The sequence below is a fragment of the Saccharothrix longispora genome (genome assembly GCF_030852425.1).
GTDB classification, from domain to species: domain Bacteria; phylum Actinomycetota; class Actinomycetes; order Mycobacteriales; family Pseudonocardiaceae; genus Actinosynnema; species Actinosynnema longispora.
On sequence record NZ_NSDM01000003.1, the window covers coordinates 519,254 to 544,969 of the forward strand.

22 protein-coding genes and 1 pseudogene are annotated in these 25,716 nt (G+C 72.6%); 4 read left to right on the top strand and 19 right to left on the bottom strand.

The genetic code is table 11. The annotated features are described in order from the left end of the window. Position 1: 1 nt before the first annotated feature. The 3 genes from CKY47_RS10260 to CKY47_RS10275 are packed head-to-tail and all read right to left on the bottom strand — an operon-like array spanning position 2 to position 3,752. A complete protein-coding gene (locus tag CKY47_RS10260; RefSeq protein WP_306745455.1) occupies positions 2-982 on the bottom strand; it encodes an ABC transporter permease in 981 nt (326 codons plus the stop codon). Further along, the gene (locus CKY47_RS36875) at positions 979-2,094 is read right to left on the bottom strand and encodes an ABC transporter ATP-binding protein (protein WP_371320646.1); all 1,116 of its coding nucleotides are present in this window, start codon (positions 2,092-2,094) and stop codon (positions 979-981) included. Before CKY47_RS36875 ends, CKY47_RS10260 begins: the two co-directional genes overlap by 4 nt. Continuing rightward, positions 2,091-3,752 (bottom strand): ABC transporter substrate-binding protein, encoded by a 1,662-nt coding sequence (locus CKY47_RS10275; RefSeq protein WP_306745456.1) that lies wholly within the window; start codon positions 3,750-3,752, stop codon positions 2,091-2,093. Before CKY47_RS10275 ends, CKY47_RS36875 begins: the two co-directional genes overlap by 4 nt. A gap of 189 nt (positions 3,753-3,941) precedes the next feature. Between CKY47_RS10275 and CKY47_RS10280 the strand changes: the two genes are divergently transcribed. The 3 genes from CKY47_RS10280 (at position 3,942) to CKY47_RS10290 (ending at position 8,804) form a co-directional block, all read left to right on the top strand. After that, a complete protein-coding gene (locus tag CKY47_RS10280) occupies positions 3,942-5,180 on the top strand; it encodes an ROK family protein (RefSeq protein ID WP_306745457.1) in 1,239 nt (412 codons plus the stop codon). Between the two features lie 243 nt (positions 5,181-5,423). Then, entirely contained in the window at positions 5,424-6,467 is a 1,044-nt protein-coding gene (locus CKY47_RS10285) for a LacI family DNA-binding transcriptional regulator (protein ID WP_306745458.1), read from the top strand. A 123-nt stretch (positions 6,468-6,590) separates the two neighbouring features. Further along, on the top strand, positions 6,591-8,804 hold the full coding sequence (locus CKY47_RS10290; RefSeq protein ID WP_306745459.1) for a discoidin domain-containing protein: 2,214 nt from the start codon (positions 6,591-6,593) through the stop codon (positions 8,802-8,804). A 107-nt stretch (positions 8,805-8,911) separates the two neighbouring features. On the opposite strand, the gene CKY47_RS10295 is transcribed toward CKY47_RS10290, so the two are convergent. The 16 genes and pseudogenes from CKY47_RS10295 to CKY47_RS10370 all read right to left on the bottom strand — a co-directional run bounded on the left by CKY47_RS10295 (position 8,912) and on the right by CKY47_RS10370 (position 24,699). Further along, positions 8,912-9,259, bottom strand: a complete 348-nt coding sequence (locus CKY47_RS10295) for a VOC family protein (RefSeq protein WP_306745460.1) — start codon at positions 9,257-9,259, stop codon at positions 8,912-8,914. A gap of 134 nt (positions 9,260-9,393) precedes the next feature. After that, positions 9,394-10,248 (bottom strand): maleylpyruvate isomerase family mycothiol-dependent enzyme, encoded by an 855-nt coding sequence (locus tag CKY47_RS10300; protein ID WP_306745461.1) that lies wholly within the window; start codon positions 10,246-10,248, stop codon positions 9,394-9,396. Positions 10,249-10,374: 126 nt separating this feature from the next. Further along, the gene (locus CKY47_RS10305) at positions 10,375-11,523 is read right to left on the bottom strand and encodes a DUF418 domain-containing protein (RefSeq protein WP_306745462.1); all 1,149 of its coding nucleotides are present in this window, start codon (positions 11,521-11,523) and stop codon (positions 10,375-10,377) included. Between the two features lie 188 nt (positions 11,524-11,711). Beyond that, entirely contained in the window at positions 11,712-12,860 is a 1,149-nt protein-coding gene (locus CKY47_RS10310) for a DUF6923 family protein (RefSeq protein ID WP_306745463.1), read from the bottom strand. Further along, positions 12,857-13,624 (bottom strand): bestrophin-like domain, encoded by a 768-nt coding sequence (locus tag CKY47_RS10315; protein WP_306745464.1) that lies wholly within the window; start codon positions 13,622-13,624, stop codon positions 12,857-12,859. The genes CKY47_RS10310 and CKY47_RS10315 overlap by 4 nt, the downstream gene beginning before the upstream one ends. 268 nt (positions 13,625-13,892) lie before the next feature. After that, positions 13,893-14,984 carry a hypothetical protein gene (locus CKY47_RS10320; RefSeq protein ID WP_306745465.1) on the bottom strand — a complete coding sequence of 364 codons (1,092 nt, stop codon included), beginning with the start codon at positions 14,982-14,984 and terminating at the stop codon, positions 13,893-13,895. Continuing rightward, positions 14,981-15,301, bottom strand: a complete 321-nt coding sequence (locus CKY47_RS10325) for a hypothetical protein (protein ID WP_306745466.1) — start codon at positions 15,299-15,301, stop codon at positions 14,981-14,983. The genes CKY47_RS10320 and CKY47_RS10325 overlap by 4 nt, the downstream gene beginning before the upstream one ends. Continuing rightward, entirely contained in the window at positions 15,298-16,095 is a 798-nt protein-coding gene (locus CKY47_RS10330; protein WP_306745467.1) for a hypothetical protein, read from the bottom strand. Before CKY47_RS10330 ends, CKY47_RS10325 begins: the two co-directional genes overlap by 4 nt. Next, the gene (locus tag CKY47_RS10335; protein ID WP_306745468.1) at positions 16,092-17,123 is read right to left on the bottom strand and encodes a hypothetical protein; all 1,032 of its coding nucleotides are present in this window, start codon (positions 17,121-17,123) and stop codon (positions 16,092-16,094) included. The genes CKY47_RS10330 and CKY47_RS10335 overlap by 4 nt, the downstream gene beginning before the upstream one ends. A gap of 76 nt (positions 17,124-17,199) precedes the next feature. After that, positions 17,200-17,841, bottom strand: coding sequence for a response regulator transcription factor (locus tag CKY47_RS10340; RefSeq protein WP_306745469.1), 642 nt, complete (start codon positions 17,839-17,841; stop codon positions 17,200-17,202). Further along, positions 17,829-19,364 carry a sensor histidine kinase gene (locus CKY47_RS10345; RefSeq protein WP_306745470.1) on the bottom strand — a complete coding sequence of 512 codons (1,536 nt, stop codon included), beginning with the start codon at positions 19,362-19,364 and terminating at the stop codon, positions 17,829-17,831. The genes CKY47_RS10340 and CKY47_RS10345 overlap by 13 nt, the downstream gene beginning before the upstream one ends. A 373-nt stretch (positions 19,365-19,737) precedes the next feature. Continuing rightward, positions 19,738-20,838 carry a hypothetical protein gene (locus CKY47_RS10350; RefSeq protein ID WP_306745471.1) on the bottom strand — a complete coding sequence of 367 codons (1,101 nt, stop codon included), beginning with the start codon at positions 20,836-20,838 and terminating at the stop codon, positions 19,738-19,740. A gap of 153 nt (positions 20,839-20,991) precedes the next feature. Next, complete coding sequence (locus CKY47_RS10355; protein ID WP_306745556.1) at positions 20,992-21,309, bottom strand: proprotein convertase P-domain-containing protein; 318 nt, start codon at positions 21,307-21,309, stop codon at positions 20,992-20,994. 51 nt (positions 21,310-21,360) lie between these two features. Continuing rightward, positions 21,361-22,158: pseudogene (locus tag CKY47_RS10360) on the bottom strand (S1 family peptidase); the annotation flags it as partial. A 224-nt stretch (positions 22,159-22,382) separates the two neighbouring features. Beyond that, complete coding sequence (locus CKY47_RS10365) at positions 22,383-23,567, bottom strand: RodZ family helix-turn-helix domain-containing protein (RefSeq protein WP_306745472.1); 1,185 nt, start codon at positions 23,565-23,567, stop codon at positions 22,383-22,385. Between the two features lie 319 nt (positions 23,568-23,886). Continuing rightward, complete coding sequence (locus CKY47_RS10370) at positions 23,887-24,699, bottom strand: nitroreductase/quinone reductase family protein (protein ID WP_306745473.1); 813 nt, start codon at positions 24,697-24,699, stop codon at positions 23,887-23,889. A 349-nt stretch (positions 24,700-25,048) separates the two neighbouring features. Between CKY47_RS10370 and CKY47_RS10375 the strand changes: the two genes are divergently transcribed. Beyond that, on the top strand, positions 25,049-25,693 hold the full coding sequence (locus tag CKY47_RS10375; RefSeq protein ID WP_306745474.1) for a DUF4232 domain-containing protein: 645 nt from the start codon (positions 25,049-25,051) through the stop codon (positions 25,691-25,693). Positions 25,694-25,716: the final 23 nt, after the last annotated feature.

The following is a 25,716-nucleotide window of genomic DNA, read 5'->3' on the forward strand; positions in this document are numbered from 1 at the left end:
CTCAGCCCTCCCGTCGGGTGCGCGGGTCGAGCGCGAGGTAGGCCACGTCGGCGAGGAAGTTCGCCAGCAGCACGGACAGCGTGATGACGAGGAAGATGCCCTGCATGAGCGGGTAGTCCTTGGCGCCGACGGCCTGGAACAGCTGGAGGCCGAGGCCCGGGTAGGAGAACACGATCTCCACCAGCAGCGTGCCGCCGACGATGAAGCCCAGCGACAGCGCGAACCCGGAGACGTTGGGCAGCAGCGCGTTGCGGGCCGCGTAGGACAGCATCACGCGGCGGTCGGTGAGGCCCTTGGCGTGCGCGACGGTCACGTAGTCCTCGGAGGCCACCGTGACCATCATGTTGCGCATGCTCAGGACCCAGCCCGCCATCGACGAGATCAGGATGGTGAACGCGGGCAGGATGCCGTGCCGGACGACGCTGCCGATGAACTCCGGGTCCGGGTTGGGCACCAGGCCGTTGTCGTACGCGCCGGAGGCCGGGAAGAAGCTGTCCGGCCCGGTGAGCAGCGCGATCGCGATGAGGCCCAGCCAGAAGTACGGGATGGACGACACGAACGTGGTGATCGGGATCAGCGCGTCGGCCCACGAGCCTCGCCGCCAGCCGATGCCCGTGCCCAGCGCCGTGCCGATGACGAACCCGAGCACGGTGGTGATGCCGACCAGGCCGAGCGTCCACGGCAGGCCGTCGCCGATGACCTGCGACACCGGCGACGGGAAGTAGGTGAACGACAGGCCCAGGTCGCCGGACAGCAGTTGGCCGAGGTAGGTGAAGTACTGCTCCAGCAGGCTCTCGTCCTTGTCCAGCCCGAAGAGCACGTAGAGCGACTGCACGGCCTCGCTGGTCATCTGGCCGCGCGAGCGGGTGATCAGCGCCTGCACCGGGTCGCCGGGGATGACGCGCGGGATGAAGAAGTTGATGGTGATCGCGGCCCACGCGGTGAACAGGTAGAACGCGATCCGCTTGAGGAGGTAGCTCACCGCCCGTCCTCCCGCCGCAGCTCGACCCGGTCGGCGTCGGACAGGTCGCCGTAGAGCCAGCACGCGGCGAAGTGCGCCCCGTCGCCGACCGCGCCGGCCGCACCTGCCGCGGCGCCGTCGTCGCCGATGGCGAACCGCGGCGGCACCTTCTCCGGGCACACCTTCATGGCGTGCGGGCAGCGCGGGTGGAACCGGCAGCCGGACGGCGGCTTGATCAGTGACGGGGGCTCGCCCGTGCCGCCGTCCTTGACCTCGGCGGCGGGGCGGTCGGGGTCGGGCGCGGAGTCGATGAGCAGCTGCGTGTACGGGTGGGCGGGCCGCTGCGTGACGGTCTCGCTGTCGCCGCCCTCGACGATGCCGCCCGCGTACATCACGAACGTCTCGTCGGCGAAGTAGCGCGCCGAGGCGATGTCGTGGGTGATGTAGAGGATGGCGAGGTGCAGGCGCTCCTTGAGGTCGCGCAGCAGGTTCAGCACGCCGAGCCGGATGGAGACGTCCAGCATCGACACCGGCTCGTCGGCCAGCAGAACCTCGGGGTCGGCGCCGAGGGCGCGCGCGATGGCGACGCGCTGGCGCTGGCCGCCGGACAGCTCGTGCGGGAACTTGTCGATGTACCGCTCGGGCGGGGTGAGCTGCACCCGGGTGAGCAGGTCGACCAGCGCCTGTTCCTGCTCGGCCGCGTTCGTGCCCGCGTTGCCGTGGATCTTCAGCGCCCGGGTGAGGTGGTAGCGCACGGTGTGCACGGGGTTCAGCGACGCGAACGGGTCCTGGAAGATCATCTGGACGCGCCTGCTGTACGCCCGGAAGCGCCTGCCGCCCTTGGTGTCGACCGGCTCGCCGTGCAGCCGGATCGCGCCGGAGGTCTGGGGGTGGAGCTGCGCCAGCAGGCGGGCCACCGTCGACTTGCCCGAACCGGACTCGCCGACCAGCGCGGTGACCCGGCCGCGGTGCAGCCTGAGCGTCACGTCCTCGACGGCGCGCACGGAGCGCACCGCCCTGGACAGCAGCTCTCGCCCGCGCTTGCGGACCGGGAAGTGCTTGGTCAGGCCGTCGGCCTCCAGGACCACCTCTGCGGTGGTCCCGGAGGCCGACGGGGAAGTGCTCGTCGTCATGCGGCCGGCTTCAGGTGCATGACCACGTCGAGCGCGTTCTCCAGCGTGGGCTGGGCGGGCGCGTACGGGTTGGCCTCGTCCGGCCAGCCGATCCAGTTCTTGGTGCTGTACTGGCCGCCCGCGTTGGCCGCGGAGGTGATGGCGACCGGCATGTCGCGGACGTGGATCTGCTGGAGCTTGTGCATCGCCGCGGTGCGGGTGGCCTCGTCCGGGGCGTTGGCGAAGTCGTTCAGCGCCGCGGTGGCCTCGGGGTTCTCGTAACGGCCGTAGTTGCCGTTGATGCCGCCCTCGCCGATCGGCTTGTAGAGCGCGCCGTTCATGATGTTCTCGTAGATGTCGTACGGCGTCGGGCCGTTGTTGGTCCAGTGCAGCGCGGCCTGGAAGTCACCGGTGTCGAGCGCCTTGGTCCACGCGTCCGCGTTCGGCAGGTCGACGGTCGCCTCGATGCCGATCTGCGAGACGTTGTCCTTGATGATCTCCAGGTTCGTCACGTAGTCCGACCAACCCGAGGGCACGGTCATCTTCAGCGTGACGGGCTGCCCCGACAGGTCCTTGAGCTTGTCGCCGTCGAAGGTGAAGCCCGCGGCGGTCAGCTCCTTCTTCGCGCCCTCGACGTCGACCTTGACGGTCTTGTCCTTGAACTCGGGCGCGATGTACGAGGCGCCGGCGGGCAGCGGGATGCCCGTGATGTGGTCGACCTTCGGGTAGAAGTACCCGGCCTCGCCCTGGGTGAAGATGTCGTCGCGGTTGATCACCATGTTGACCGCGCGGCGCAGGGCCGGGTTGTCCCACGGCGTGACCTTCGTGTTGAACCACAGGCCGTGGATGCCCAGCACCGGCGGGAACCAGAGCTTGTAGTGCTCGGGGTCCTTGGAGGTGTAGACGGCCTCGTAGTTCGGGATGAACACGAAGCTCCACTCGGTCGCGCCGGTCGCGAGGGCGGTGGTCTGCGCGTTGTTGTCGCTGTAGGAGGTGTAGCGGACCTCCTTGACCTTCGGCAGCTCCTGCCAGTACGAGTCGCGCACGGCCAGCGTGACGGTCTGCGGCGTGAACGACTTCAGCGTGTACGGGCCGCTGCCGACGGGGGTCTTGACCGTCTCGGTGGTGGGGCTCGCGATCGCCGACCAGATGTGCTTGGGCACGATCAGCTGTTCGAGGATCTTCTTCTGGTTCACGAACTGCGACCGGGGGAAGACCACGTCGACCTTGGTGCCGGAGGACGACACCTGGTCGTAGGGCACCGAGTCGATGTTCAGGCCGGGGTTGGCCTTGAGCAGCTGGAAGGTGAACGCCACGTCCTCGGCGGTCAGCGGCTTGCCGTCGGACCAGGTCACGCCGTCGCGGATGGTCAGGCTGAGCTTGGTGTAGTTGTCGGCCCACGTCCACTCGGTGGCCAGCCACGGCTTGGGCTTCTCCGTGGGGTTCACCTCGTTGACCATCGCCAGCGGCTCGAACAGGAGCCTGCGGTAGCCGAGCGAACTGGCCGCCGACGAGTTGAGGAACGGGTTGTTGTTCTCGGTCTGCGGGCCGTTCGGCATGCCGACGTTCAGCACGCCTTCGGTGTTGCTGCTGTTCGTGCCGGGGTTCGTGGCCGAACAGGCGGCCGAGAACAGCAGGGCTGCCGCGACGGCGAGGGCGGACGTTCGCCTGAGTCGCATGGGTTCTCCTTGTCGGGGCGGGGAAGGGCGAGCGCTCGGGTTGGTGCGGACCGCGGTGCCATCGCGGTGTGGGGCGCTGCGTGCGTCCCGGTGTCGTTGGAGAACTCAACCCCGGTGAGCCAAGTCACGTCAATAACGAACAGGTTACAAACTTAGTCTAATTTTAAGTCGCAAACTAAGGTCGGACGAGTGGCCCCGAAGCGCACCACCGTCCGCGACCTGCGTCGGCAGAACCGTTCGACGCTGTTGTCGACGCTGTTCTTCGACGGGCCTTTGAGCAGGTACGAGCTGTCCGGCCTGTCCGGGTTGTCCGCCGCGACGGTGTCCAACGTGACCGCCGAACTGGTCGAGGACGGGCTGGTGGTCGAGGCCGGATCGGTCGACTCCGACGGCGGCCGGCCGCGCGTGCTGCTGCGCGTCAACCCCGCTTTCGGGCACGTGGTGGGCGTCGACGTCGGGGAGACCGGGATCAAGGTCGAGCTGTTCGACCTGGGCCTGCGGCAGCTCGGCGCGGCCGACCACGCCCTGTCGGTGGGCTCCCCCGGCGCGGTGGCCTCGCTCATCGCGTCGTCGGTCCGGGACGTGGTCGCGGCGGCCGGCGTGCCCGCGTCGACCGTGCTCGGCGTGGGGATCGGCGTTCCCGGGACGGTCGAGCAGGGCGCCACCGCCGTGGTGCACGCGCCGACGATCGGCTGGGACGCCGTGCGACTGGAGGAGCTGATCCGGTCGGCCGGCGGCGCCTGGCCGCTGTACGTGGAGAACGGGGCCAAGACGCAGGGCCAGGCCGAGATGTGGTTCGGCGCGGGACGGGGTGCCCGGCACGTCGTGATAGCCCTCATCGGTTCCGGCGTCGGCGCGGCCGTGGTGGCGGACGGCGACGTGTACCGGGGTGCGACCAGTTCCGCGGGCGAGTGGGGGCACACCACGATCGTGTACGGCGGTCGGCCGTGCCGGTGCGGCGCCCTCGGGTGCCTGGAGGCGTACGTCGGCGCGGAGGGCATCCTCGACCGGTACCGCAAGGCGCGCGGCCGTTCCGCGCCCGACCTCCTCACCGGCGACGACGAGCAGGCGGCCGTGGCGGCGTTGGTCGCGGCGGCGGCGCACTCGAAGACGGCGGCGCGCGTGCTGGAGGAGACGGCGGGTTACCTGGGGGCCGGGATCGCGAACCTGGTGAACCTGTTCAACCCGGAGCGCATCGTGCTCGGCGGGTGGGCCGGCCTGGCCCTGGGCGCGCACCAGCTGGACGCGATCGTGGCGGCGACCCGTGCCCACGCCCTCCGCCACCCGTACGACCAGACCACCCTCACCGTGGGCCACTTCGGGCCGGACGCGGTGGCCGTGGGCGCCGCCACCCTCCCCGTGGCGGCCCTCCTGGAGGGCGCGGCCGACCCCCGCAAACCCGCCACCCGAACCGCCGACATCGCCTGACACCTCCGAACCGCGAGAGTCCAACCCCCAGGCCCCGCGAGTCGTACGTTCAGGACCCGCGAGTCGTACGTTCAGGTCGCGTAAGTCGAACGTTCGAGACTCACGGGTCCTCTACTCGGGAGTAAAGAACTCTCGAATCCTGAACTCACGACTCGCGCGACTTGAAGGTTCGACTCGCCGGGCCTGGGCGTACGACTCGCGCGGCGGCGGGAGAGCGCTCTCCGAGCGTGGCAGAATGGGGGTATGAGCAGACCGCGGACGGCCCCGCCGACGTTGGAGGACGTGGCGCGGGTCGCCGGCGTGTCCCGGGCGACGGTGTCGCGCGTCATCAACGGCACGCGCAACGTCGATCGCAAGATCCAGGAGGTCGTGCGCGCCGCCGTCGACCAGACCGGGTACGCGCCCAACCGCGCGGCCAGGTCCCTCGTGACGAAGCGGACCGGCACGATCGCGCTCGTCGTGTCCGGCGCGGGCGAACAGGGCGAGGAGGACGCGTTCGCCTCACGCGTGTTCGCCGATCCCTTCTTCGGCCGGGTGGCCAGCGGCGTGGTCGGGTTCCTGCGCACGCGCGGCGTGCACCCCGTGCTGATGGTCGCCGACACCGACCGCGCGCGCGAGGACGTGCTCGCGTTCCTGCGGCAGGGCAGCGCCGACGGCGCGCTGCTCGTGTCCACGCACGCCGAGGACCCGCTGCCCGCGCGCCTGGCGGAGGCGAAGGTCCCCGCCGTGCTGTTCGCGCGGCCCGCGCGCCCGGTGCCGATCAGCTACGTCGACCTCGACCACCAGGCGGGCGCGAAGCTCGCCGCCGACCTGCTGGTGGAACTGGGCTGCGCGCAGGTCGCCACCGTCACGGGACCGCTCGACGTCCCGGCATCGCAGAACAGGTTGACCGGGTTCCGGGACGCGATGGCGCGTCACGGTTTTCCGTACGTCCCGATCGCCGAGGGCGGTTTCACGGCCGCGAGCGGCGAGGTCGCGATGGAGCGGCTGCTCGCCGAGCACCCGGGGGTCGACGGGGTGTTCGCGGCCAACGACCTGATGGCGCAGGGAGCGCTGAACATCCTTCAGCAGCACGGGAAACGCGTGCCGCAGGACGTGGCGCTCATCGGTTTCGACGACAGCGGCCCGGCGCTCGCGTGCCGACCGCAGCTCACGACGGTGCGCCAACCGGTGGAGGACATGGCCGCCGAGATGGCCCGCATGCTGCTGGGCCAGGTGGACGACCCGGACCAGCGCCCGAAATCGGTCATCTTCGAGCCGTCGCTGGTGGTGCGGGGCTCCGCCTGAGACGTCGTTGACGTCTTCGCAACACGGGCGTTACCCTCCGAGAGAGCGCTCTCTCAGCGCCTCCGGTGCCACGGAGGCCACAGCTCCGGGCCATCTGCCCCCTTGCCTCAGTCAGGTAGGACCATGAGCTATCCACGTCCCCGCACCCGTTCACGGGTCCTGACCGCCGTGCTCGCCCTCGGGCTCGCCGCGGTGCTCAGCCCCGTCATCGCCAGCACCTCCGCGAGCGCCGCCGAGTGCGGCACGACCAACGCCGCGCTGAACCGCCCGGCCACGGCGTCGTCCACCGAGAACGGCGGTACCCCTGCCACCGCCGCTGTCGACGGGAACACCGGCACGCGCTGGTCCAGCGCGTTCGCCGACCCGCAGTGGCTCCAGGTGGACCTCGGCTCCACGCAGCAGGTCTGCCGCGTGTCGCTGACCTGGGAAGCGGCCTACGGCCGGTCGTTCCAGGTGCAGTTGTCGGACAACGCGTCCACCTGGAACACCGTCTACTCCACCACGACCGGCACCGGCGGCGTGCAGAACCTGACCGTGGCGGGCTCCGGCCGCTACGTCCGGGTGCACGGCACGGCGCGCGCGACCGGTTACGGCTACTCGCTGTGGGAGCTGTCGGTGAACACCGAGACCACCGGCGGGATCGTCATCCCGCCGACCGACCCGCGCAACCCGGACTTCGGCCCGAACGTGCTGGTCTACGGTCCCGGTTACGACCGTGCCGCGATGCAGTCCCGGTTGGACCAGATCGCCGCCCAGATGAAGACCAACCAGTTCGGTTCCGAGCGGTACGCCGTGCTCTACAAGCCCGGCGTGTACGACGCCGACGTGAACCTGCGCTTCTACACCCAGGTGGCGGGCCTCGGCCTGCGCCCGGACGACGTGCGGCTCAACGGCCACGTGCGCGTCGAGGCGGACTGGTTGCAGCAGGGCGACAACCCGAACAACCTCGGCAACGCGACGCAGAACTTCTGGCGCCAGGCCGAGAACATGTTCGTCAACCTGCCGGCCGGCCAGATCGAGCGGTGGGCCGTGTCGCAGGCGGCGTCGTACCGGCGCATGCACCTCAGCGGCCAGGTCCAGCTGTGGAACGGCGGTGACGGCTGGGCGTCCGGCGGTCTCATCGTGGACAGCAAGATCGACGGCGTCACGGTGTCCGGTTCGCAGCAGCAGTTCCTGACCCGCAACAGCAACCTCGCGGGCGGCTGGAACGGCTCCGTGTGGAACATGGTGTTCGTCGGCTCGCAGGGCGCGCCCGCGCAGCACTTCCCGAACCCCTCGCACACCACGGTCGACACCACGCCGGTCGTGCGCGAGAAGCCGTTCCTGCACTTCGAGAACGGCGAGTACAAGGTGTTCGTCCCGGCGCTGCGGCACAACTCGCGCGGCACCAGTTGGGAGAACGGCGCGCCCGCCGGCCAGTCCATCTCGCTGGCCGACTTCTTCGTCGTCAAGCCGGGCACGCCCGTCGCGACGACGAACGCGGCGCTGGCGCAGGGCAAGCACCTGCTGCTGACGCCCGGCGTGCACCGCCTGAACGACACCATCAACGTCACCCGCCCGAACACCGTGGTGCTGGGCCTGGGTCTCGCGACCCTGTCCCCCGACACCGGCAGGGCGGCCATGGCGGTGTCCGATGTGGACGGGGTGAAGCTCGCCGGCTTCCTCGTCGACGCCGGCGTGCAGAACTCCCCCGTGCTGCTCCAGCTCGGCCCGGCGAACTCGTCGGCCTCGCACGCCGCCAACCCGACCTCGATGCACGACGTGTACCTGCGCGTCGGCGGGCCCCAGGCGGGCAAGGCGACGGTGTCGCTGGAGGTCAACAGCGACGACGTGATCATCGACCACACGTGGGTGTGGCGTGCCGACCACGGCACGGGTCCCACCGGCTGGACCGCCAACACCGGCCGCAACGGCGTCGTCGTCAACGGCGACAACGTGACGGCGTACGGGTTGTTCGTCGAGCACTACCAGCAGTACAACACGGTGTGGAACGGGAACGGCGGCCGCACGTACTTCTACCAGAACGAGCTGCCGTACGACCCGCCGAACCAGGCCGCGTGGATGAACGGCTCGCAGCTGGGTTGGGCCGGGTACAAGGTGGCCGACCACGTCACGACCCACGAGGGCTGGGGCATGGGGGTGTACTCGTTCAACCAGGCCGACCCGAGCATCCGGACGGCGAACGGCTTCGAGGTGCCCGACCGGCCGGGTGTGCGGTTGCACGACCTGGTGACGGTGTCGCTCGGCGGTGTCGGCACGATCGACAACGTCGTGAACGGCGTCGGCGGGCCGGCGAACACGGCGACGCAGCAGCGGTACGTGGTCAACTACCCGTGATCGCCCCGGCGTGACGGTTCGCCCGACCGCCGTTCGACCCCGCTCGACGACAGCCCCCGCCGGGTCTCCCGGCGGGGGCTGTCGCGTCGTACCTCGTCGCAGGGGGCTCAGTCCGGCATCACGCAGAACGGGTGCCCCTCGGGGTCGAGCAGCACCGTCCAGTCGTCCCCGCCGGGCTGGTGGTCGGGCTTGGTGGCGCCGAGCGAGACGAACGTGGCGACCGCCTCGGCCACGTCGGGCACCTCGAAGTCGACGTGGGCGTGCACGCGCTCCTCCGGCCAGGACGGTCCCCGGTACCCCTCGACCTTCTGGAAGCCGAGCCGGGCGGCGTCCTTGGTGCCCAGGAAGACGTACGTGTCGTCGGAGTAGCTCGGCTCCCAGCCGAGTGCCGACCGGTAGAACTCGGCCAGCTTCGCCGGGTCGGCGCTGTCCAGGATGACGGTGGTGATGCGCATGGGACGTCCCTTCTCCTCTGGTGGGCACCAGCCTGCCCGTACCCAGGGGTTCGGGTCGTGAACTTCCTCGCCGGGGGATGTCGCGCCCCGGACCGCGCGCCCGGGCGGCCGACGCCGGCGGACGGTCCGGGCCATCAGTCCTCGGACAGCGGCGCGGCGTTGGTCGGCATCCGGACGGCGCGCAGGAACTCGAACAGCAGCCACGGCCGCCGTCCGGTGACGCGCAGCTTGCCGGTCAGCGCGGCGCGGGTGCGGCCGACCCGGCCGAACAGCACGAGGTGCAGCGCGGCCGGGTCGAAGCCCAGGCGCACGTCGACGGGCCCGCCCGGCTCCTCGACCGAGACCCGGCCCCGGTGCAGGACGAGCGTCACCGGCTTCGTGTGGCGGGAGCGGAAGGCGACGGCGATGCGGCGGTCGTTCGACGGTGCGCCGTCGAACAGGCTGCCGACGTCGTTGCGGATCATGCCGACGATGAACAGGTCGAAGAACGGCGCGGCTTCCCGGGCCGGGATGGGCCACGGCGCGCCGACCGCGCGGGCGATGTCCCACCCGTGGATCAGCATCTCGTTGACCAGGTGGGCGAGCACGCCGCCCACCGGGACCCGGGACGCGCCGAGCCAGGGCACGGTCCGCTCCGGGTCCGTCCCGGTGGTCAGGTCGAGGACGGTGGCGACCGACGACCGGAGGGTGGCGGCCAGGGCTGCCGGGTTCCGCTCGTGGAAGCGCCCCAGCACCAGGGTGTTGATGTCGGCGACCGTGTCCACGGTGACGGTGGGGATGCGGGCGGCGATGACCGGGTCGGCCACCTCGGGCTCCGGCGCGAGCAGCGTGGTGTAGAGCGAGGCGATGGTGACGACGTGCGCGGCCGTGTCGGCGACCGTCCACTCCGCCGTGGCGGGCGCGGCCGGGTCGTTCGCCTCGACCAGGTCCGCGAACCTGGCCGTGACGACGGGCAGGACCTCGCGCACCGCCGCCCACTGATCGGACACGTCCCCCACGGCAACCTCCCCAGGTCGACGGCCGACCCTAACAGCGCGGCGGTTCTCCCGGGTTGCGCTTTCCGAACCGACTGCGGGTCCCCGCGCACGCGCGACCCGCCGTCGGCGGCGGGCCGCTCACCGGCCGACCCGCCCGGCGCCCCGTTGCGGTGCGCGGTAGGCCAGGTCCCACAGCGCCTCCACGGGGCCGCGCGGGAAGCGGCGCATCCACCAGGACGCCCCCACCACCAACAGGGCCGAGACCAGCACCCACACACCGACGGTGAACGGCGCGCCCAGGTGGCCCCAGCGCCGCGCCAGGCCGAGCCCCCACTGGTAGCAGAGCGCGGAGGCGATCACGTTCTGGCCGATGTAGCAGGTCAGGGCCGACCTGCCCACCGCCGTCAGGCCACCGCGCAACGCACCCGGTTCGGCGCGCATCCGGTTGACCAGCGCGGTGATGCCGCCGAGCAGGCCGAACGCCACCAGCGGCGCGCACACGTAGCGGTCCACGGCGAACCAGCCCGGCCCCGCGAGGGTGGTGGCGACGTTCAGCGGCACGCCGACACCCAGGCCCCACACCACCAGGCGGTGCTGGAGGCGCGCGCCGCGGGCCGAGTCCTCCAGCGCTCCCGCCGTGAACAGCCGCGCCCCCGCCAGGAACAGCACGGCGCTCAGCGGCAGCACCAGGACCCCCTCCGCGCGGAAGACCGCGAAGTACGTCACGCGGTCCTGGACCCCGCCCCACCAGCTGTCCGTCGTCACCACGAAGCCGGGGTCGCCGGTCGTCGTTCCGGCGGACAGCAGCGCGACCGTGATCAGGCCGACGACCGCGAGGTTCAGCGCCCCCATCGCGACCATCCACCCCGTCTGCGCGCGGGAGCTCCGTCCCACCAGGTACGCCACCAGCACCGACACGATCGCGTAGAACATGAGCACGTCGAACTCGAAGACCAGCACGTAGTGCAGCAGCCCCTCGAACAGCAGCAGGGCCGACCGCCACAGGTACCAGCCGGGCCACCGCTGCCCGCGTCGGACGGCGGACGCGTGCTGGATCGCCAGGCCGATGCCGAACATGATCGACAGCAGCCCGAGGAACTTGCCGTTGGTGAGCATGCGGAGCAGCGGGTCGACGATGCCGCCCCAGTCGTCGCCGAGCCCCGAGCCGACGTCCGACAGGAAGCCCGAAGCCCCCTGCGGGTGGGTGAAGACCCACACGTTCGTGCCGAAGGTGCCCAGGATCGCCACCCCGCGCAGCACGTCGAGTGCGGTGATGCGTCCGCCCATGTCCCCCTCCGCGGATCGGTTGCGCGATCGACGGTAGGGCGGCGGGCGGTGGCTGATCGTCGGCCGGTGGTCTGCGGTCGTGTCACACCTTCGGACGATGCCCGCGGCCGGACGAACGAGACGGCGGGCGCGTTCGGCGGGCGGGCCCGGTGGGCGACGAGGTGTGGCGGGTGCCGGCGGGGGGCCGCCTAGTGCCTGCGGGCCGCGTGGCCGGCGACCGCGCCCATGCCCACGATGAGCAGCAGCGCGACCATGCCCCAGCGGCGCTGGTCACGGACCGTGTTGTCCTCCAGCGCCGACGCGCCGCCCTGCCGGTCCGGCATGCGGACGCTGGTGGTGGCCGACGGGGGCGTGGGTCCGGGCGCGGTCGTCGAGCGCTGCGGGGCGGTGGTGGTCGGCGCGGGCGTCGGCGGCGTCGTGGCGGTGGTGGGGCGTGGCGGCACGACGGGCTCGGGCACGACGGGCGGCACCACCGGCGGCACCTGCGGCACGGTCGTGGTCGGCTCCGGGATCGGTTCGGGGATCGGTTCGGGGGTCGGCCCCGGAGTCGGTTCGGGGGTCGGCTCGGGCGTGGGCCCGGGGGTCGGTTCGGGTTCGGGCGGGTCCACCACGGGCGGCGGCACGAACAGGCAGCCGGACGAGTCGATGGTCCGCAACGTCCGCCGCGAGGAGATCTCGGTGACCACGCCCGAGCCGTCCAGTGCCACCCGGTAGAGGACGCTGTGGCCGTCGTGCCGGTTGTTCGTGGCGTAGAGGGAGCCGTCGGGGCTCAGCGTCACGGCGCCGTAGCCGTGGCCGCCGGGCAGCGCACCGACGCCCGGGACCTTGCGCACGCGACCGCTGTCCGGGTCGATCGTGACCACCACGCCGCGGCCGTACCAGTTGGTCGCCACCCCGTAGAGGAGGCCGTCGGCGGCGTTGAGGTCGAAGTCGTCGACCGTGGCGGCGGTGGGGGGCCACATCACGGCCTCGTGCACGACCCTGCCGAAGGACGGGCCGGGCGTGATGCCCACGGAGAACAGCGCGTGCCCGATGCGCACCACCAGCCGCTCGCCGACCACGGCGCCCGCCACCGCGTGCCGCAGTAGGGGCGAGGCGTGCGAGGGGGTGCCGACGAGGCGTCCGGAGCGGTCGAGCGCGATCAGCCGGCCGTCGTCGTCCACGCCGTACACGAGGTTCTGCGCGTGGGAGTAGCCGATCGCGTTGACCCGCCGGTCGAGCGTGCCCAGGCCCGTCGCGGCGCCCTCGGGGAAGCGGACCTCGAACACCGAGGACGGGCCGCGGTTCGCCTCCACCTGGAGGGTGGTGCAGGCGACCTGGGCGAGGAACTCGATCATCCGAATCGCGCCACAGCGGCCTGGAACGCCTCCGGGGTCACGTCCGCGCCGCCGGCGAACGGGTTCTGGAGCTGGTAGGTGGCGTACAGCAGCAGCGTGAGGGTGGCCGCCAGGGTGCAGGTGATGATGATGTGCGTGCGCATCGTCCGGGCGCTGCCGAACAGCAGGGGCAGGAAGATGGCGAGCACCGTGCCGATGCCGAGCACGAACCACATGACCGCGCTGACCCCGCCGCTCGCCGCGTCGAGGCGCTCCTGCCTGGCCTGGTAGACGTGCCACAGCTGGTTGGCGGCCTCGGTCTTGCGGTCGGCGCGCCACGAGTCCTCGGCGGGGGCTTCGGCCACCACCTTGCGCAGCCGGTCGAGCTGGTCCCAGCCGGTGTCGGACGACTCCTCGCCCTCGCGCATCGCGGGCCACTCGTCGTTGATGACGGTGATCGAGTAGGCGCGCGAGAGGGACCGGACCTCGTCGCCGACCTCCGGTGAGATGGCCTCGCCCGCCCAGGTGGCGGCGACCAGGCCGTCCGCCTCGGTGTAGGAGGCGGTCTCGGCGTCCGCCACGGTGTCGAACAGGGCGATGAGGATGAAGGCGATCAGCACGGCGTGCAGGCCGGCGACGATCGTGAAGACCCCGCCGGACGCCTCGTTGTTGGCGTCGCGGATGTCGTCGTCGCCCTTGCCGTACCTGCGGATGAGGAACGCGAGCAACGCCGTGACGATGACCGCGCCACCCACCCACAGCAGACCTGTGAGGTAGATGTTCATGCGCGCCCTCTCACGTTTCGAACCGCATTCCACAAGTCGGCGAATTCCACGCTACGAAACGTAGTGATCCAATTACAGTCCCGACAAGGTGATTCATCCTTGTGCTCCCGAATACCAAACCTCCAGGTGACGGGATCGGCTCGGACCACTCGGACGAGGGACACTGGCCCGCACGAATGCGGCTCAGAACCGCGTGCCGCACCAGTGAATTAACCCGAAAGGGGGACACCGGCGCGACACAGAGTGGCGACCGGTGTCCGTCGGGTGCTCAGCCCGCGAACAGCAGCGCGAGCCCGCCCGCCGTGTAGCCGACCATCAGCACGAGCAGCGGCACCTGCCCGGTGAGGTGCCGCCGCTCCGGCAGCAGCCGCAGCGCCCGGTCGTGCGCGGACACGACGGCCAGCAGGTGCCCGGCCAGCACCGCGCCCACCTGCACCGACGCCACCGGGGCCGGTGCGGCGAGGGCGGTGGACGGGGTGAAGCCGTCCGCGCCGACGAGCAGGGCGACCGCCCGCTGGCCCTCCACGACGAGCAGCGAGGCGTAGTGCGCCACCACGTACCCGGCGACGATCGGCACGAGCGAGTGCGCCAGCTCCCCGCCGAACGCCCGGCAGGCGAGCAGGTAGCTGCCCGCGACGAGGGCGGTGGTCGCCACGAGCCCCGCCGCGTCGGGCACGCCGAGCCGCTCCCACGCCGGGGTCGAGCCGACGCTGTCGAACGCGGTCGAGCCGAGCAGCACCGCGACCACGGCCACCAGCCCCGGCCGCACGGGGGTGGCGGCGAGCGCCCGGAAGGGGTTGCCGCGCAAGGGCGACAGCCTGCCGACCAGCGTGGAGAACACCTCGAACCCGTCGGCGCGCTCGAACCACGTGCGGCCGAACGCGAACCCGCCCGCGAGGTTCACCGCCGCGTACGCGACCAGGAACCACGGCAGGGCGCCCGGTTCGACCAGCTCGACCCAGGTGAAGGCGAGCAGCCCGAGCGCGGCGGGCCAGTGCCCGAGCCGTTCCGGGTAGGGCCGGTCGCGGGACACGGGGATGACCAGCCGCAGCGGGTTGAGCACCCGCCACACCGGCCCCAGCAGCACCGACAGCACCGGCACGCCGACCCAGAGCAGCACGAACACCAGGTGGGGCCACGCCGGTCCCGGCACCAGCACCAGCCCGACCGCCACCGAAGCCCTGACCGGCCACCGGTCGCGCCCCGGTGCCGGTTCGGCCGGGGTGAACCTCGGTTCCGTCCACAGCAGACCGAGCGCGAGGAACGAGGCGAGCAGCGCGACCGCCGCGCCCTGGAGCACCAGGTCCAGGGGCAGCGGCAGGTCGTGCCGCGCGCCGACGCCGTGGGCGAGGGCGGTCACCGCACCACCAGCCGCACCAGCAGCGTGTCGGGGTGGGCCTCCACGTCGTACGTGCCGGGTTCGTCCACGGTGAACTCCAGCTCGGCCGCCTTCTCCCGGTCGGCCTTCGCGAGCACGTCGACGCCGTGCACGTGCACGTCCACCGGCTCGTCGCTGGTGACGGTCAGCCGCACGACCTGCCCGCGCGCCGCCTCCACGCGCTGCGGCGACGCCCGGTCGACGGACAGCCGCAGCACCAGTGGTCCGGCGGGCGCCGCCACCGGCCCGGGGGCGCACCCGGCGAGGAGGAGCAGGGAGAGCAGCAGGGCGCGGATCACCGGGGTGTTTCCCTTCTCATGTGGTCGAACCCGCCCGCGGCGAGCCCGAGGCCGCCGCCGAGCACCAGCGCCACCAGCAGCCGGTCGAGGTCGGCCGGACCGGCGAACGGCAGCTGGGAGAAGCGGAAGCTGTCGACGTCGGGGATGCCCGCCACCACGAGCATCGCGCCGACCACGGCGGACGCGAACGCGGCGGCCGGTCTGCGCCGCGCCGCCGCCACGACGGCGAGGACCGCCAGCGGCCACGCCACCAGTCCCACGCCGCTCGCGCCGAGCAGCAGCGGCGCGAACGACCCGCCGGTGACCGCGAGGGTCGAGCCGACGGCGTGCCACGCGTGCGCGCCGGTCACCACGACCACGCCCACCGCGAGCAGGTGCCGCCGCCGACCCAGCGCCCAGCCGGCGACGGCCAGGGCGAGGCAGCCCAGCAGCCACCACACCGGGTTCGGGCCGGGAACGGTGTCGACCCGGCCGCGGATGACGGACGCGCCGATCGGGACCTCCCACGTCGGCGCGGTGGTGCGCTCGTCGCGGAAGCGGTGGACCTCCCCCGGCCGCACCTCGTGGCCGGCGACGACGACCGGTGCGCCGCCGTCGTTGCGGACCTCCAGCTGCGTGCCGTGGTTGACGGTGCGGGCCGAGACGCCGGGCAGCGGCGGGTCGATCGCGGTCACCCGGCTCAGGTGGTCCTGCGGGGTGAGGCCGCCGGCGTGGGCGTGCGCCGGGGTGGCGTTGGCGAGCGAGAGCGCGAGCGCGACGACCAGGGCGGCCGGCCCCGTCCCCCGGCCGGTCAACGCCGCGTGGGGACGAGCACGACGGCCATCAGCAGGCCGTGCAGCGCGGCCACGACCGGCGCCCCGGTCCACATCTCGGTGACGGTCGGCACCGCGCCCTGGTCGATCGAGGCGACCGCGAAGTACAGCGCCCACGTGGTGAAGGAGGCCAGCGCGCCGAAGGCCCGGTAGTGCGCGAGCCGGTCCTCGGCGGGCCGCAGCCGCACCGCCAGCACGTCGATCACGAGGCCCGCCAGCACGAAGCCGGTGGCGGTGCTCAGGTTCTCGTAGTTCGCGACCGCGGTGGCGAGCAGCACGACCACGACGGACAGCAGCGTGGCCGTGCCGAACGGGAGCCGGAACCGGCGTGCCGCGAGCAGCAGCGGCAGTACCAGGACCAGGTTCGTGACCACGATCGACGCGGCGAGCCGGTTGGCCGGTCCGGAACCGCCGTCGGCCTGGTCGAACGAGAACGCTTCCACGATGCGCTCGGCGGAGTAGACCGTGGCATCGGCGTACTGGGCGAACAGCAGCACGAGCGACGCGGTGAACGCCAGCGAGAGCGCGGCGGGCAGGAACCGGGCGAACGTCGGCGCGACCACGTCCCGGTCGGCCCACGCGGTGCGCAGCGGCGTCGTCAGGATCATGATCATGGAGGTGATGAGGCCCAGGTGCGTCGGGCTGAACAGGATGTCGATGCCCTGCTCGATGCCCAGGAACGTGTGCCACAGGTAGTCGCCCGCGCCGCAGACCGCGAAGATCGGCAGCGCCACCACCGCGGGGCCGTACCCCTCCGGGACGGCCCGGAGGCCCCGGGCGCCGGCCTGGTGGTTGCGCCAGACCACCCAGCAGATCCACGCGCCGGTCGCCGCGAACCCCGAGTAGAACACCGCGTGCCACGGCGTGAAGAACGTCTCCAGCTCGGGCACGTTCGAGTGCGCCCACGCGTCGAGGAACAGCCCGCCGGAGAACCACGTCCCCAGCAACACCGTGATCAGGTCCGTGCGGTAGCCCGCGCGGGGTCGCGACGGCGCTTCTTCTGTCAGCATGACCGGAGCCTCTCGGGTGGCGGGACGGCGCGGAATCGTGCCACCCCCACCCCGTGGTGCGGTTTCCCGCACCACGTCACGCGTTGAGGTACCTCAGCACGGCGAGCACGCGCCGGTGGTCGTGCGGGCTCGCGGTCAGGTCCAGCTTGGCGAAGATGCCGGTGCAGTGCTTCTCCACGGTCCGCTCGGCGATGAACAGCCGCCGCGCGATGGCCTGGTTCGTGCGGCCCTCCGCCATCAGCGCCAGCACCGCGCGCTCCCGGTCGGTCAACCGGTCGTCGTTGTCGTCGCGCCTGCGCGCCAGCAGCCTGCTGACCACCTCCGGGTCGAACGCCGAGCCGCCCGAGCCGACGCGGCGGACCGCGCCGGTGAACTCGGCGAGGTGCGACACCCGGTCCTTGAGCAGGTAGCCGACGCCGTCCGCGCCCGCGTCCAGCAGGTCGGCGGCGTAGCTGACCCGGACGTACTGGGACAGCACGAGCACGCCGGTCGCCGGGTACTGGCGGCGCAGGGCCAGGGCGGCGCGCAGGCCCTCGTCGGTGTGGGTCGGCGGCATCCGGATGTCCACCACGGCCACGTCCGGCCGGTGCCGGTCCACCTCGGCCAGCAGCGCCGACGCGTCCTCCACGGCCGCCACCACGTCCAGGCCCGCCTCGGCGAGCAGCCGGGTCAGGCCCTCGCGCAGCAGCGTCGAGTCCTCCGCGATCACGACCCGCACGGCAGCTCCACCCGCACGCTCGTGCCGCCGCCCACGTCGCTGACCACCCGCATCGTCCCCCCGTTCGCCTCGACCCGGTCGCCGAGGCCGCGCAGTCCCGTGCCCCCGCCCGGGTCCGCCCCGCCCCGCCCGTCGTCCTCCACCAGCACCACCAGCCGGCCACCGGCCGCGGTGATCGCCACCGTCGTGCGGGACGCCTCGGCGTGCTTGGCGACGTTCGCGAGCGCCTCGGCCACCACGTAGTAGGCCGTCGTCTCCACCTGCGGCGGCACGTCGTCCGGCAGGTCCAGCACCAGTTCCGCCCGCGGCTCGGCCGACGCGGCCAGCTCGCGCACCGCGCCGCGCAGGCCCCGCTCGGTCAGCACCGGCGGGTGGATGCCGTGGCACACCGCGCGCACGTCGTCGATGGTGGCGAGCACCGCCTGCTTGGCCTCGGCGGCCAGCGCCCGGCCCCGGTCCGGCGGCACGGTCTCGGCCAGGCCGAGCGCCATGGCCGCGCTGAGCAGCCGCTGCTGCACGCCGTCGTGCAGGTCGCGCTCCAGCCGGCGCCGTTCGTCCTCGCCCGCCTTGACGAGCCGCGCGCGCGAGTCGGCCAGCTGCCGCACCTTCGCGCGCAGCTCGGCGGTGAGCCGTTCGTTCTCCAGCGCCAGGCCGACCGCGGCGCACGCGGCGTCGACCAGCTCGACGTCCAGGCCGACGTCGTGCAGCACGACGGCGACCGGTGTGCCGCCGCGGTCGACCCTGGTGTGCGCGGTGTCCGGCGCGACCGGCCGGCCGTCGGCGTCGACGTACCGCTCCTGCGCGGCCACCCAGTAGGCGACCCGCAGGCCCGGGTCGTTCAGGGCGGACGCCAACGCCTCCTGCACGCCGGCCGGCCTGCTGTCGCCGCTGAGCCGCACCACCAGGTCGGCCACGCCGCCGCGGTCCACGTGCCGCCGCAGCAGGCCCGCCAGGTAGGCGACGGGGATGCCGCTGAGCGCGAGCGTCAACGCCGCGACCGGCGGGTTCAGGCCCGCGCGTTCGACCGGTTCCCACATCGCGAAGACGACGACCGCCACGACGCTCGCGCCGAGCACGGCGGTGAGGGTGCGGCGCTGCGCCAGGCTGCTCACCGTCCAGCGGTGGACCTGGAGGGCGAGCATGGTGAACCCGATGACGGCGGTGGTCGGCACCTCCAGGGCCGGCAGCGCCTGCGCCCACGCGAAGTCCGCCCAGTGGTGGAGGCCGGTGGTCAGCGCCGCCGCCTCGGCGTACCCGGCGGCGACCACGAGCCGTCGGGGAACGGTGCGCAGCCTGCCGGTGGGGAACGCGACCACCGCGTGCCCGAGGACGGCGGGCCAGACCTTCGCCACCAGGACGAGCGGGAGCGGATCGGTGACGACCGTCGTGTAGTCCAGCCACCAGGACGCGCCGACCAGGACGAGGAGGACCCCGATCCGGTTGCGGGGCTGCACCCGCCGGCTGATCACGCCCGCGATCACGTAGACCGCCCCCACCGCGATGATCGCGGACTGCAGCAGCATCGGGCCACGGTAGCGGTGCGCGCGGGTGGCGCGTCGCCGTTTCGGGGTGTCCGCCTCGGAGTCCCCGGAGGCCGGCCAGGCGGTCCGGTCGGTGCTCGAAGTGGGCGGCGGGAGCGGTGATGCCGCCGGTGAACCGGCCGAGCAGCTCGAAGCCGATCAACCCGAACAGGGACGACCACGCGAGGAAGGCCCGGGCGAGTAGGTCGTCGCTCGCGGTCGGGTCCGGGTCGTGGCGCAGGTGCGCGACATCCGCGCCGGGCGGTCCGGGGGTGGTCCTCGAGCGGCCCGCGTGCCCGCTCGTCCGCACGCCGGAAACGGGGTGCGGAGCGGGAACGGTCGCAGATCACTTTCGGCATGCAGCTGACAGAACCGGTCAGGCGTCGATGACCCGCACGCTCACGGTGTACCCGGTGTCCGCGCCCTCGACCTCGCGGTAGGACACCTGCTTGAGCTGGTGGCCGTGGCGGAACAGCCACACCGAGGAGAGGTCGGCCAGGTGCGGCGGCCCGCCGCGACCCGCCCTGTCCTGGAGCACCGCGCCGACGCCGCCGAGCACGTCGGGCGCGTCCGCGGGGTGCGCGCCCGGACCGACCCGGACCACCAGGTCGAGCGAGACGGCCTTGCCCGGCTCGGGCGTGAAGCCCTGCCCGGCGATCGCGCCGCGCGCGGCCTCCAGCAGCACGCGCACCCGTTCGGCGTGCGGGTGCCCGGGTCCCGGCGGCGACAACGCCTCACCGCGGGTGGGCGGCGGCCCGTCGACCGAGAACGACACCGCGCGCACCGGCGCGTCGGGGGGCACCGGGTCGCGCCCGTCCCGCCGGCAGAACGCGATCATCGCGTTGTCGAGCACCTTCGTGCGGCTGGTCCGCCACCCGCGCCCCGTCACGTGCTGCTGCGGGTTCACCCGGCGGGCGAGCGCGGCGAACCGGTCGTGCACCCAGCGGTAGGTGCGCTGCTGGTTGTACTGCCAGTCGGGGGCGTGCAGCCGGAAGAACGAGCCGGTCCAGTCGCGGTCCAGCGGCACGACGAGGTCCGGCAGCACGTGGTGCAGCGTCTTGGTGCCCGCCACCAGCTTCGACTTGTTGACCACCACGCCGAGCCCCTCGATCACCTGCCAGACGCGGTCGGCGACGTCCTCGGGGGCGTCGTGGTCGTCGATGGCGTACCGCTCCAGGGCGACGATGCCGGACTTGGCCACCTGGAGGGCCTCGAAGAACTCCGGCGGGGACACCAGGCGCGAACCCCGCGTGCCGATCTTCCAGGCGACCAGGGTGCGGTGCAGCGCGGTGACGAACCCGAGGTCGTCGAGCGCCGCCTCGACGCCGCCGGCGGCCCGGCGCAGCGCGATCGCCTCGCGGTGCGCCCCGGCCTGGGCGCTGGTGGCCGGCGTCGACCGGTCGTAGGCGTCCGCGTACCCGGCGAACCCCGCGGCCAGTCGCCGTAACCGGTCCTCGACCTCGGCCTTGCGCTCCATCCGGCTCCCACCCCTCACCGTGCGATCGGTGGGTACATCGCGGGCGGATGGGCAACCGTTGCGGGCCGGTGGCCGTTCGTCGGAATCGGTGACCGAGCGTGTCGGTGGCGGGCGGACCTCCCGACCGCCACCGACCCGGTCCTCACCGACCGGTCAGAACGTCAGCTTCCACGAGTTGATGTAACCCGTGTCGGCGCGGTAGACGTCCTGCACCTTGAGCCGCCACGTGCCGTTGGCGACCTCGGAGGACGCGTTCACGGTGTACGTGGTGCTCACGTTCGGCGTGCTGGAACCGCTGGAGTTCTTCAGCCGGTAGGTGGAGCCGTCCGGCGCGACCAGGTCGACCACCACGTCGCCGCTGTAGCTGTGCACGATGTTCACGCCCACCGCGAGCGCGGCCGGCGCGTTGCCCGCGACACCGCTGACGGTGACGTCGCTGTAGACGGCCGCGCCGGCGTCCGGGATGGTCACGTCGGCGGTGTTCTCGAAGACCTTGCCGATCGGCGGGTTGGTGCCGCCGCCGAGGTCGGCCTTGGCCTGGTTGATGGCCGCCGCGAACGTGCTGACCTCGGTGTAGACACCCGGGTTGTCCGGTCGCGCGCACCCGTTGCCGTGGCTGACGATGCCGACCTGCACCCACGCGCCCGCGTTGTCGCGCCGGAACATGGGGCCGCCCGAGTCGCCCTGGCAGGTGTCCACGCCGCCCTGCGGCAGGCCGGCGCACAGCTCGGCCGCCGGGATCAGGTCGGAGTAGTACGGGTCGGAGTTCTTGCAGGTGGTGTCGTCGACGTAGTCGACGTTCGCCTTGAGCAGGTAGCGGGACTGGCCGCCGCCCTCGCTGGTCGCGCCCCAGCCGGCCACGGTGAACACGCCGGTGTTGTAGGCGTTCGTGGTGGCGATCGGCAGCAGGGAGGCTCCGCTGATGGGGCCGGCCAGCTTGATGATCGCCCAGTCGCCACCGGTGGAGGTGTTGTAGGTGGGCGAGCGGTGCACGTAGGTGGACGTGCGGGTGATCCGGCTGCTGCTCTGGAGGTCGACCGAGCCGTAGGTGGCGGTGATCGAGGTGTTGTTGCCGGTGCGGGTGACGCAGTGCGCGGCGGTGAGCACGAGCTGGTCGGTCAGCATCGAGCCGCCGCAGCCCATCGACAGGCGGACCATCCAGGGGAACTCGCCCTGGGCGGCCCGGGTGCCGCCGACGACCTGGGGCGTGAGACCGCCCCCGTCGGGCGGCGGCGGTGCGGCGAGCGCCTGACCCGCGGCGGCCAGGGTGGCGGCGACGCCCACGACCAGGGCGAGCGCCTTTCTCGTACCAGTGCGCACGGTGTTCCTTCCCGCGCCCGGCCGGGGTCGAGCTCGCAGGGTGGCCGGACGTCGAGTTCGCAGGGACTTCCAGCCGGCCCCTCTGCCGGCGCGCTCATCGTGAACGGCGAACGGGCTGCTCACAATCCGACGATCGACGGGAGTTCTTCCGGTGCGGTCCCCGATCGCCGCACGCCTTCCGGCTCTTCCCGGCCGATCGCCGGCGCGGGCCGTTGCCCGGGCCGCTACTGGATCGTCGAGCCGCTGACCGACGGCGTGGCCGCGCCGAGGAAGAAGATCCCCTTGTAGCCGGGGGTCTCGAACCCGGCACTCGGGTTGCGGCGCAGTACGGACCCCTCGACGCGCAGCGTGCCGGTGCGGTCGTTGCTGACGAAGAACACCGCGCCGCCGCCCTCGGCCGCCTCGTTGTCCTCCACGACGCTGCCCGCGATGCGCACGGTGAACTCGTTGCCGTCGGCGTAGATCGCGCCGCCGCTGCCGCCGCCCGGTGTGCCCGCGCGGGCCGGGTTCGCGCCGTGGCCGATGGCGGAGTTGCCGCGCAGGACGCTGTTCAGCACGACCCACGAGACGCCGATGCCGCTGAGCGCGCCGCCGTTGGCGCACCTGCCGCCTTCGAACGTGCTGGACACGACGTAGACCGGGGCACCCCGGAACTGGCTGAGCACGCGCATCCCGGCACCGCCGAGGTCGGGGCCGGCGGGATCGCAGCGGTTGTCGCGGAACGTGGTGTTGACGACCTTCACGCGTCCGCCGCGCACGAACACCGCGCCGCCACCGCCGCCTCCGGTGTCGCCGCCGGCCGAGTCGCCGGTCGAGTCGCCAGCCGAGTCGCCGTCGGCGAGCGTGATGTTCTGGATGACCAGGTGCGGGTGGTCCTGGTCCTGGCAGTGCGACGTGGTGATGCCCTGCGCGCGGTCGCACGTGTTCTGGTAGACGATCCGGTGTCGGCCGGAACCGCTGAGCGTGACCAGTCCGCCGCCGTCGAGCACGGTCCGGGGACCGGTGTCGTTGCGCACCTTCGCGGTGGCGGTCATGTCGATGGTGACCGGGTCCGGGCCGCAGTCGAACGCGATGACGCCCCCGGCCGCGACCGCCGCCACGACGGCGTCGGACGTGCAGCTCGCCGGCGTGCCGGTGCCGATCACGCGGGTGGGCTCCGCGGTGTCGACGGCGGCGGCCTCGGGTGGCACGACCGCGTTGCCCGCCGGGTTGCCCGCCGTGGCCGGTTCGGGCCCGGCGGTGGTGGTCGTGGACGCGGCCGTCGTCGTCACCGGGGCGGACGCGGGGCTCGCACCTGTGGTCGGGTCGGGCAACGAGGCCAAGGTCGGCAGGGGCCCACCGGCGACGGGCACGCCGCAGCCGGCGGCCAGGAGCACGACCGCCACCACGGCCACGGCGCCACGCGACATGCCGGGACCCTAGCGCCCGGCACAAGCCCGCCCCCCTGACGCGCGGGTCCTGAACGCACGACACAGGGGTGGCGAACGCACGACTCGCGGGGCCTGGCCTTACGACTCGCGCGAGTCGTGCGTTCAGGACCCGCGAGTCGTGCGTTCAGGACCCGCGAGTCGTGCGTTCGCGACCCGCACCTCGTGGGACGAGGGCACCGGTTCCGCCGCCCCCACCTGCCGGTCCGCCACCACTCGGGCGCGGTGCACGCCAAGCAGCACGTGCCGGTCGGCGACGGAGCCGGCCGGCCCGGGCCCGCCCGGGCCGGCGAGGGGTGGCTCAGACGTCGAGGAGTGGCACCAACTGCTCCTCCTCGTAGTCCAGGTGCGCCTCCAGGTCGGTCACCAGCCGGTCGACGTCCCGCCGCAGGGTCGCCACGTCGCCGCGCTCCAGCGTCGCCTGGAGCTCGGCGAGCAGGGCCGCCAGGTGGACGTGCTCCTCGCGCAGCCGGGCGAGGACCGGGTCCAGCTCCGGGAAGCGCTGCTCCAGCGCCGGGAACACGCCGTTGTCCTCGGACGTGTGGTGGAACCTCAGGCCCTGGCACGCGGTCAGGCAGTTGACCTTCAGCTGCGCGCCCAACGTGCCGCCGCTCTCCGCCACCTCGCGGCGGATCGTCCGCAACTCGCGGCGGAAGGCGTCGTGCAGCAGCTTCAGCGCCTCCCCCATGCTCGACGCGTTCGGCGGGCCGCCGGCCACCTGCTCCAGCGCCACCACCGGGATGACCCGGCTCGTCTGCTCCTGGTAGCGCGCCCACCCCGGGTCCGCCTCGACCGCGCGGGCCCAGACGGCGTCGCGCTCCGCGCCCTCCAGCACGGTGGCCTTCGCGTCGTAGGTGAACACCCCGTCCTCGACCTGCACGACGGGGTTCGCGCGCAGGTTGCGGAACCAGTCGGGGTGGCGCGGCGACCCGCCCGCCGAGGCGATGACGAGGATGCGGTCACCGTCGGGCAGGTAGCCGACGGGCGTCGTGTGGCGGGCGCCGGTGCGCGCCCCCGTCGTGGTGAGCAGGACGAGCCTGCCCCCTTCGAAAGGACCGCCGACGCGGCCCCCGTTCGCGCGGAACTCGTCGATGACCTGTTGGTTGAAATCCATTCGTGCGCTCCCCTGAGGACGTTTTTCGGGCATGACGGCAGAACCGCGGGTGAATGTTCCCGCGATTTTCCGTGGAGGTTGTGCGGAGATCCGCGGGCAGCACTGCGCCCGTGGTGGCGCGTCGGGGACGCGGACGTGCGTCGGGGACGCGATGAAGAGGCGGGTGCGTCACGTGCGAAGACGTGGAAACCCAAGGGGGAACGGGGCGGGCCGCGGGCCCACCCGGCGGTCACTCCGCGGCCGGGTGACTCTCTCGCTCGTGGCTCAAGGCCGACCCGGCAGTCACGGGACGACCTTAGCCGGGGAATGCGCGGCCCGGCAACTCCCATTCCTGTGCCACTATCGGGACGTGCCCCGCATCATTGTCGCCGCGCTGCTGTTGTTGCTCACGTCGTGCACCACTCCGCCGCCGGAGATCCCCGCCCCGAGGACACCGACGACGCCCTCGGTGGACCGGCCGGCCCCACCACCGGCCAGCCCCTCACCGGTCGACCCCTCGTCGGGCACCCCGTCATCGCGCACCTCGTCGTCGGGCGCCCCGTGCACCGCGGGCCTGCTGCGCTACTCGCTGGGCGAGCGGGACGCCGCGATGGGCCTGCGCACCCTGGGCATCCGGGCCACCAACTGCGGCACCCAGCCGCTGACCCTGGACGGCTACCCGGCGATCGAGGTGCTCGACGACACCGGCGCCGTGCTCCCGGTGGTGGTCGGCCGGGGCTCGTTCGGCATCTCCAGCGTCGAGTCCTTCGACGCGATGCCGCAGCCCGTCACGATCCACCCGGGCGAGTACGCGACCACCGCCGTGCTGTGGCGCAACACCTACGACGACACCACCGCACCGCCGGCGGTCGGCACGCACCTGCGCATCACGGCGGCCTCGGACATCGCCGCCGAGGTGTTCGCCCTCGCCGACGAGGAGGGGCCGAACAGCATCGACCTCGGCAGCACGGGCCGACTGGGCGTCGCCCCGTGGCGGGCCGTGACGCCCGGCTGACCCTGCCGTCGGGATCGGGCACG

Bases quoted from the DNA above. Each gene is read 5' to 3' on its own strand.
- CKY47_RS36875 (WP_371320646.1), bottom strand. From the start codon at position 2,094: ATGACGACGAGCACTTCCCCGTCGGCCTCCGGGACCACCGCAGAGGTG.
- CKY47_RS10275 (WP_306745456.1), bottom strand. From the start codon at position 3,752: ATGCGACTCAGGCGAACGTCCGCCCTCGCCGTCGCGGCAGCCCTGCTG.
- CKY47_RS10285 (WP_306745458.1), top strand. From the start codon at position 5,424: ATGAGCAGACCGCGGACGGCCCCGCCGACGTTGGAGGACGTGGCGCGG.
- CKY47_RS10290 (WP_306745459.1), top strand. From the start codon at position 6,591: ATGAGCTATCCACGTCCCCGCACCCGTTCACGGGTCCTGACCGCCGTG.
- CKY47_RS10295 (WP_306745460.1), bottom strand. From the start codon at position 9,259: ATGCGCATCACCACCGTCATCCTGGACAGCGCCGACCCGGCGAAGCTG.
- CKY47_RS10305 (WP_306745462.1), bottom strand. From the start codon at position 11,523: ATGGGCGGACGCATCACCGCACTCGACGTGCTGCGCGGGGTGGCGATC.
- CKY47_RS10310 (WP_306745463.1), bottom strand. From the start codon at position 12,860: ATGATCGAGTTCCTCGCCCAGGTCGCCTGCACCACCCTCCAGGTGGAG.
- CKY47_RS10315 (WP_306745464.1), bottom strand. From the start codon at position 13,624: ATGAACATCTACCTCACAGGTCTGCTGTGGGTGGGTGGCGCGGTCATC.
- CKY47_RS10335 (WP_306745468.1), bottom strand. From the start codon at position 17,123: ATGCTGACAGAAGAAGCGCCGTCGCGACCCCGCGCGGGCTACCGCACG.
- CKY47_RS10345 (WP_306745470.1), bottom strand. From the start codon at position 19,364: ATGCTGCTGCAGTCCGCGATCATCGCGGTGGGGGCGGTCTACGTGATC.
- CKY47_RS10350 (WP_306745471.1), bottom strand. From the start codon at position 20,838: ATGGAGCGCAAGGCCGAGGTCGAGGACCGGTTACGGCGACTGGCCGCG.
- CKY47_RS10365 (WP_306745472.1), bottom strand. From the start codon at position 23,567: ATGTCGCGTGGCGCCGTGGCCGTGGTGGCGGTCGTGCTCCTGGCCGCC.
- CKY47_RS10370 (WP_306745473.1), bottom strand. From the start codon at position 24,699: ATGGATTTCAACCAACAGGTCATCGACGAGTTCCGCGCGAACGGGGGC.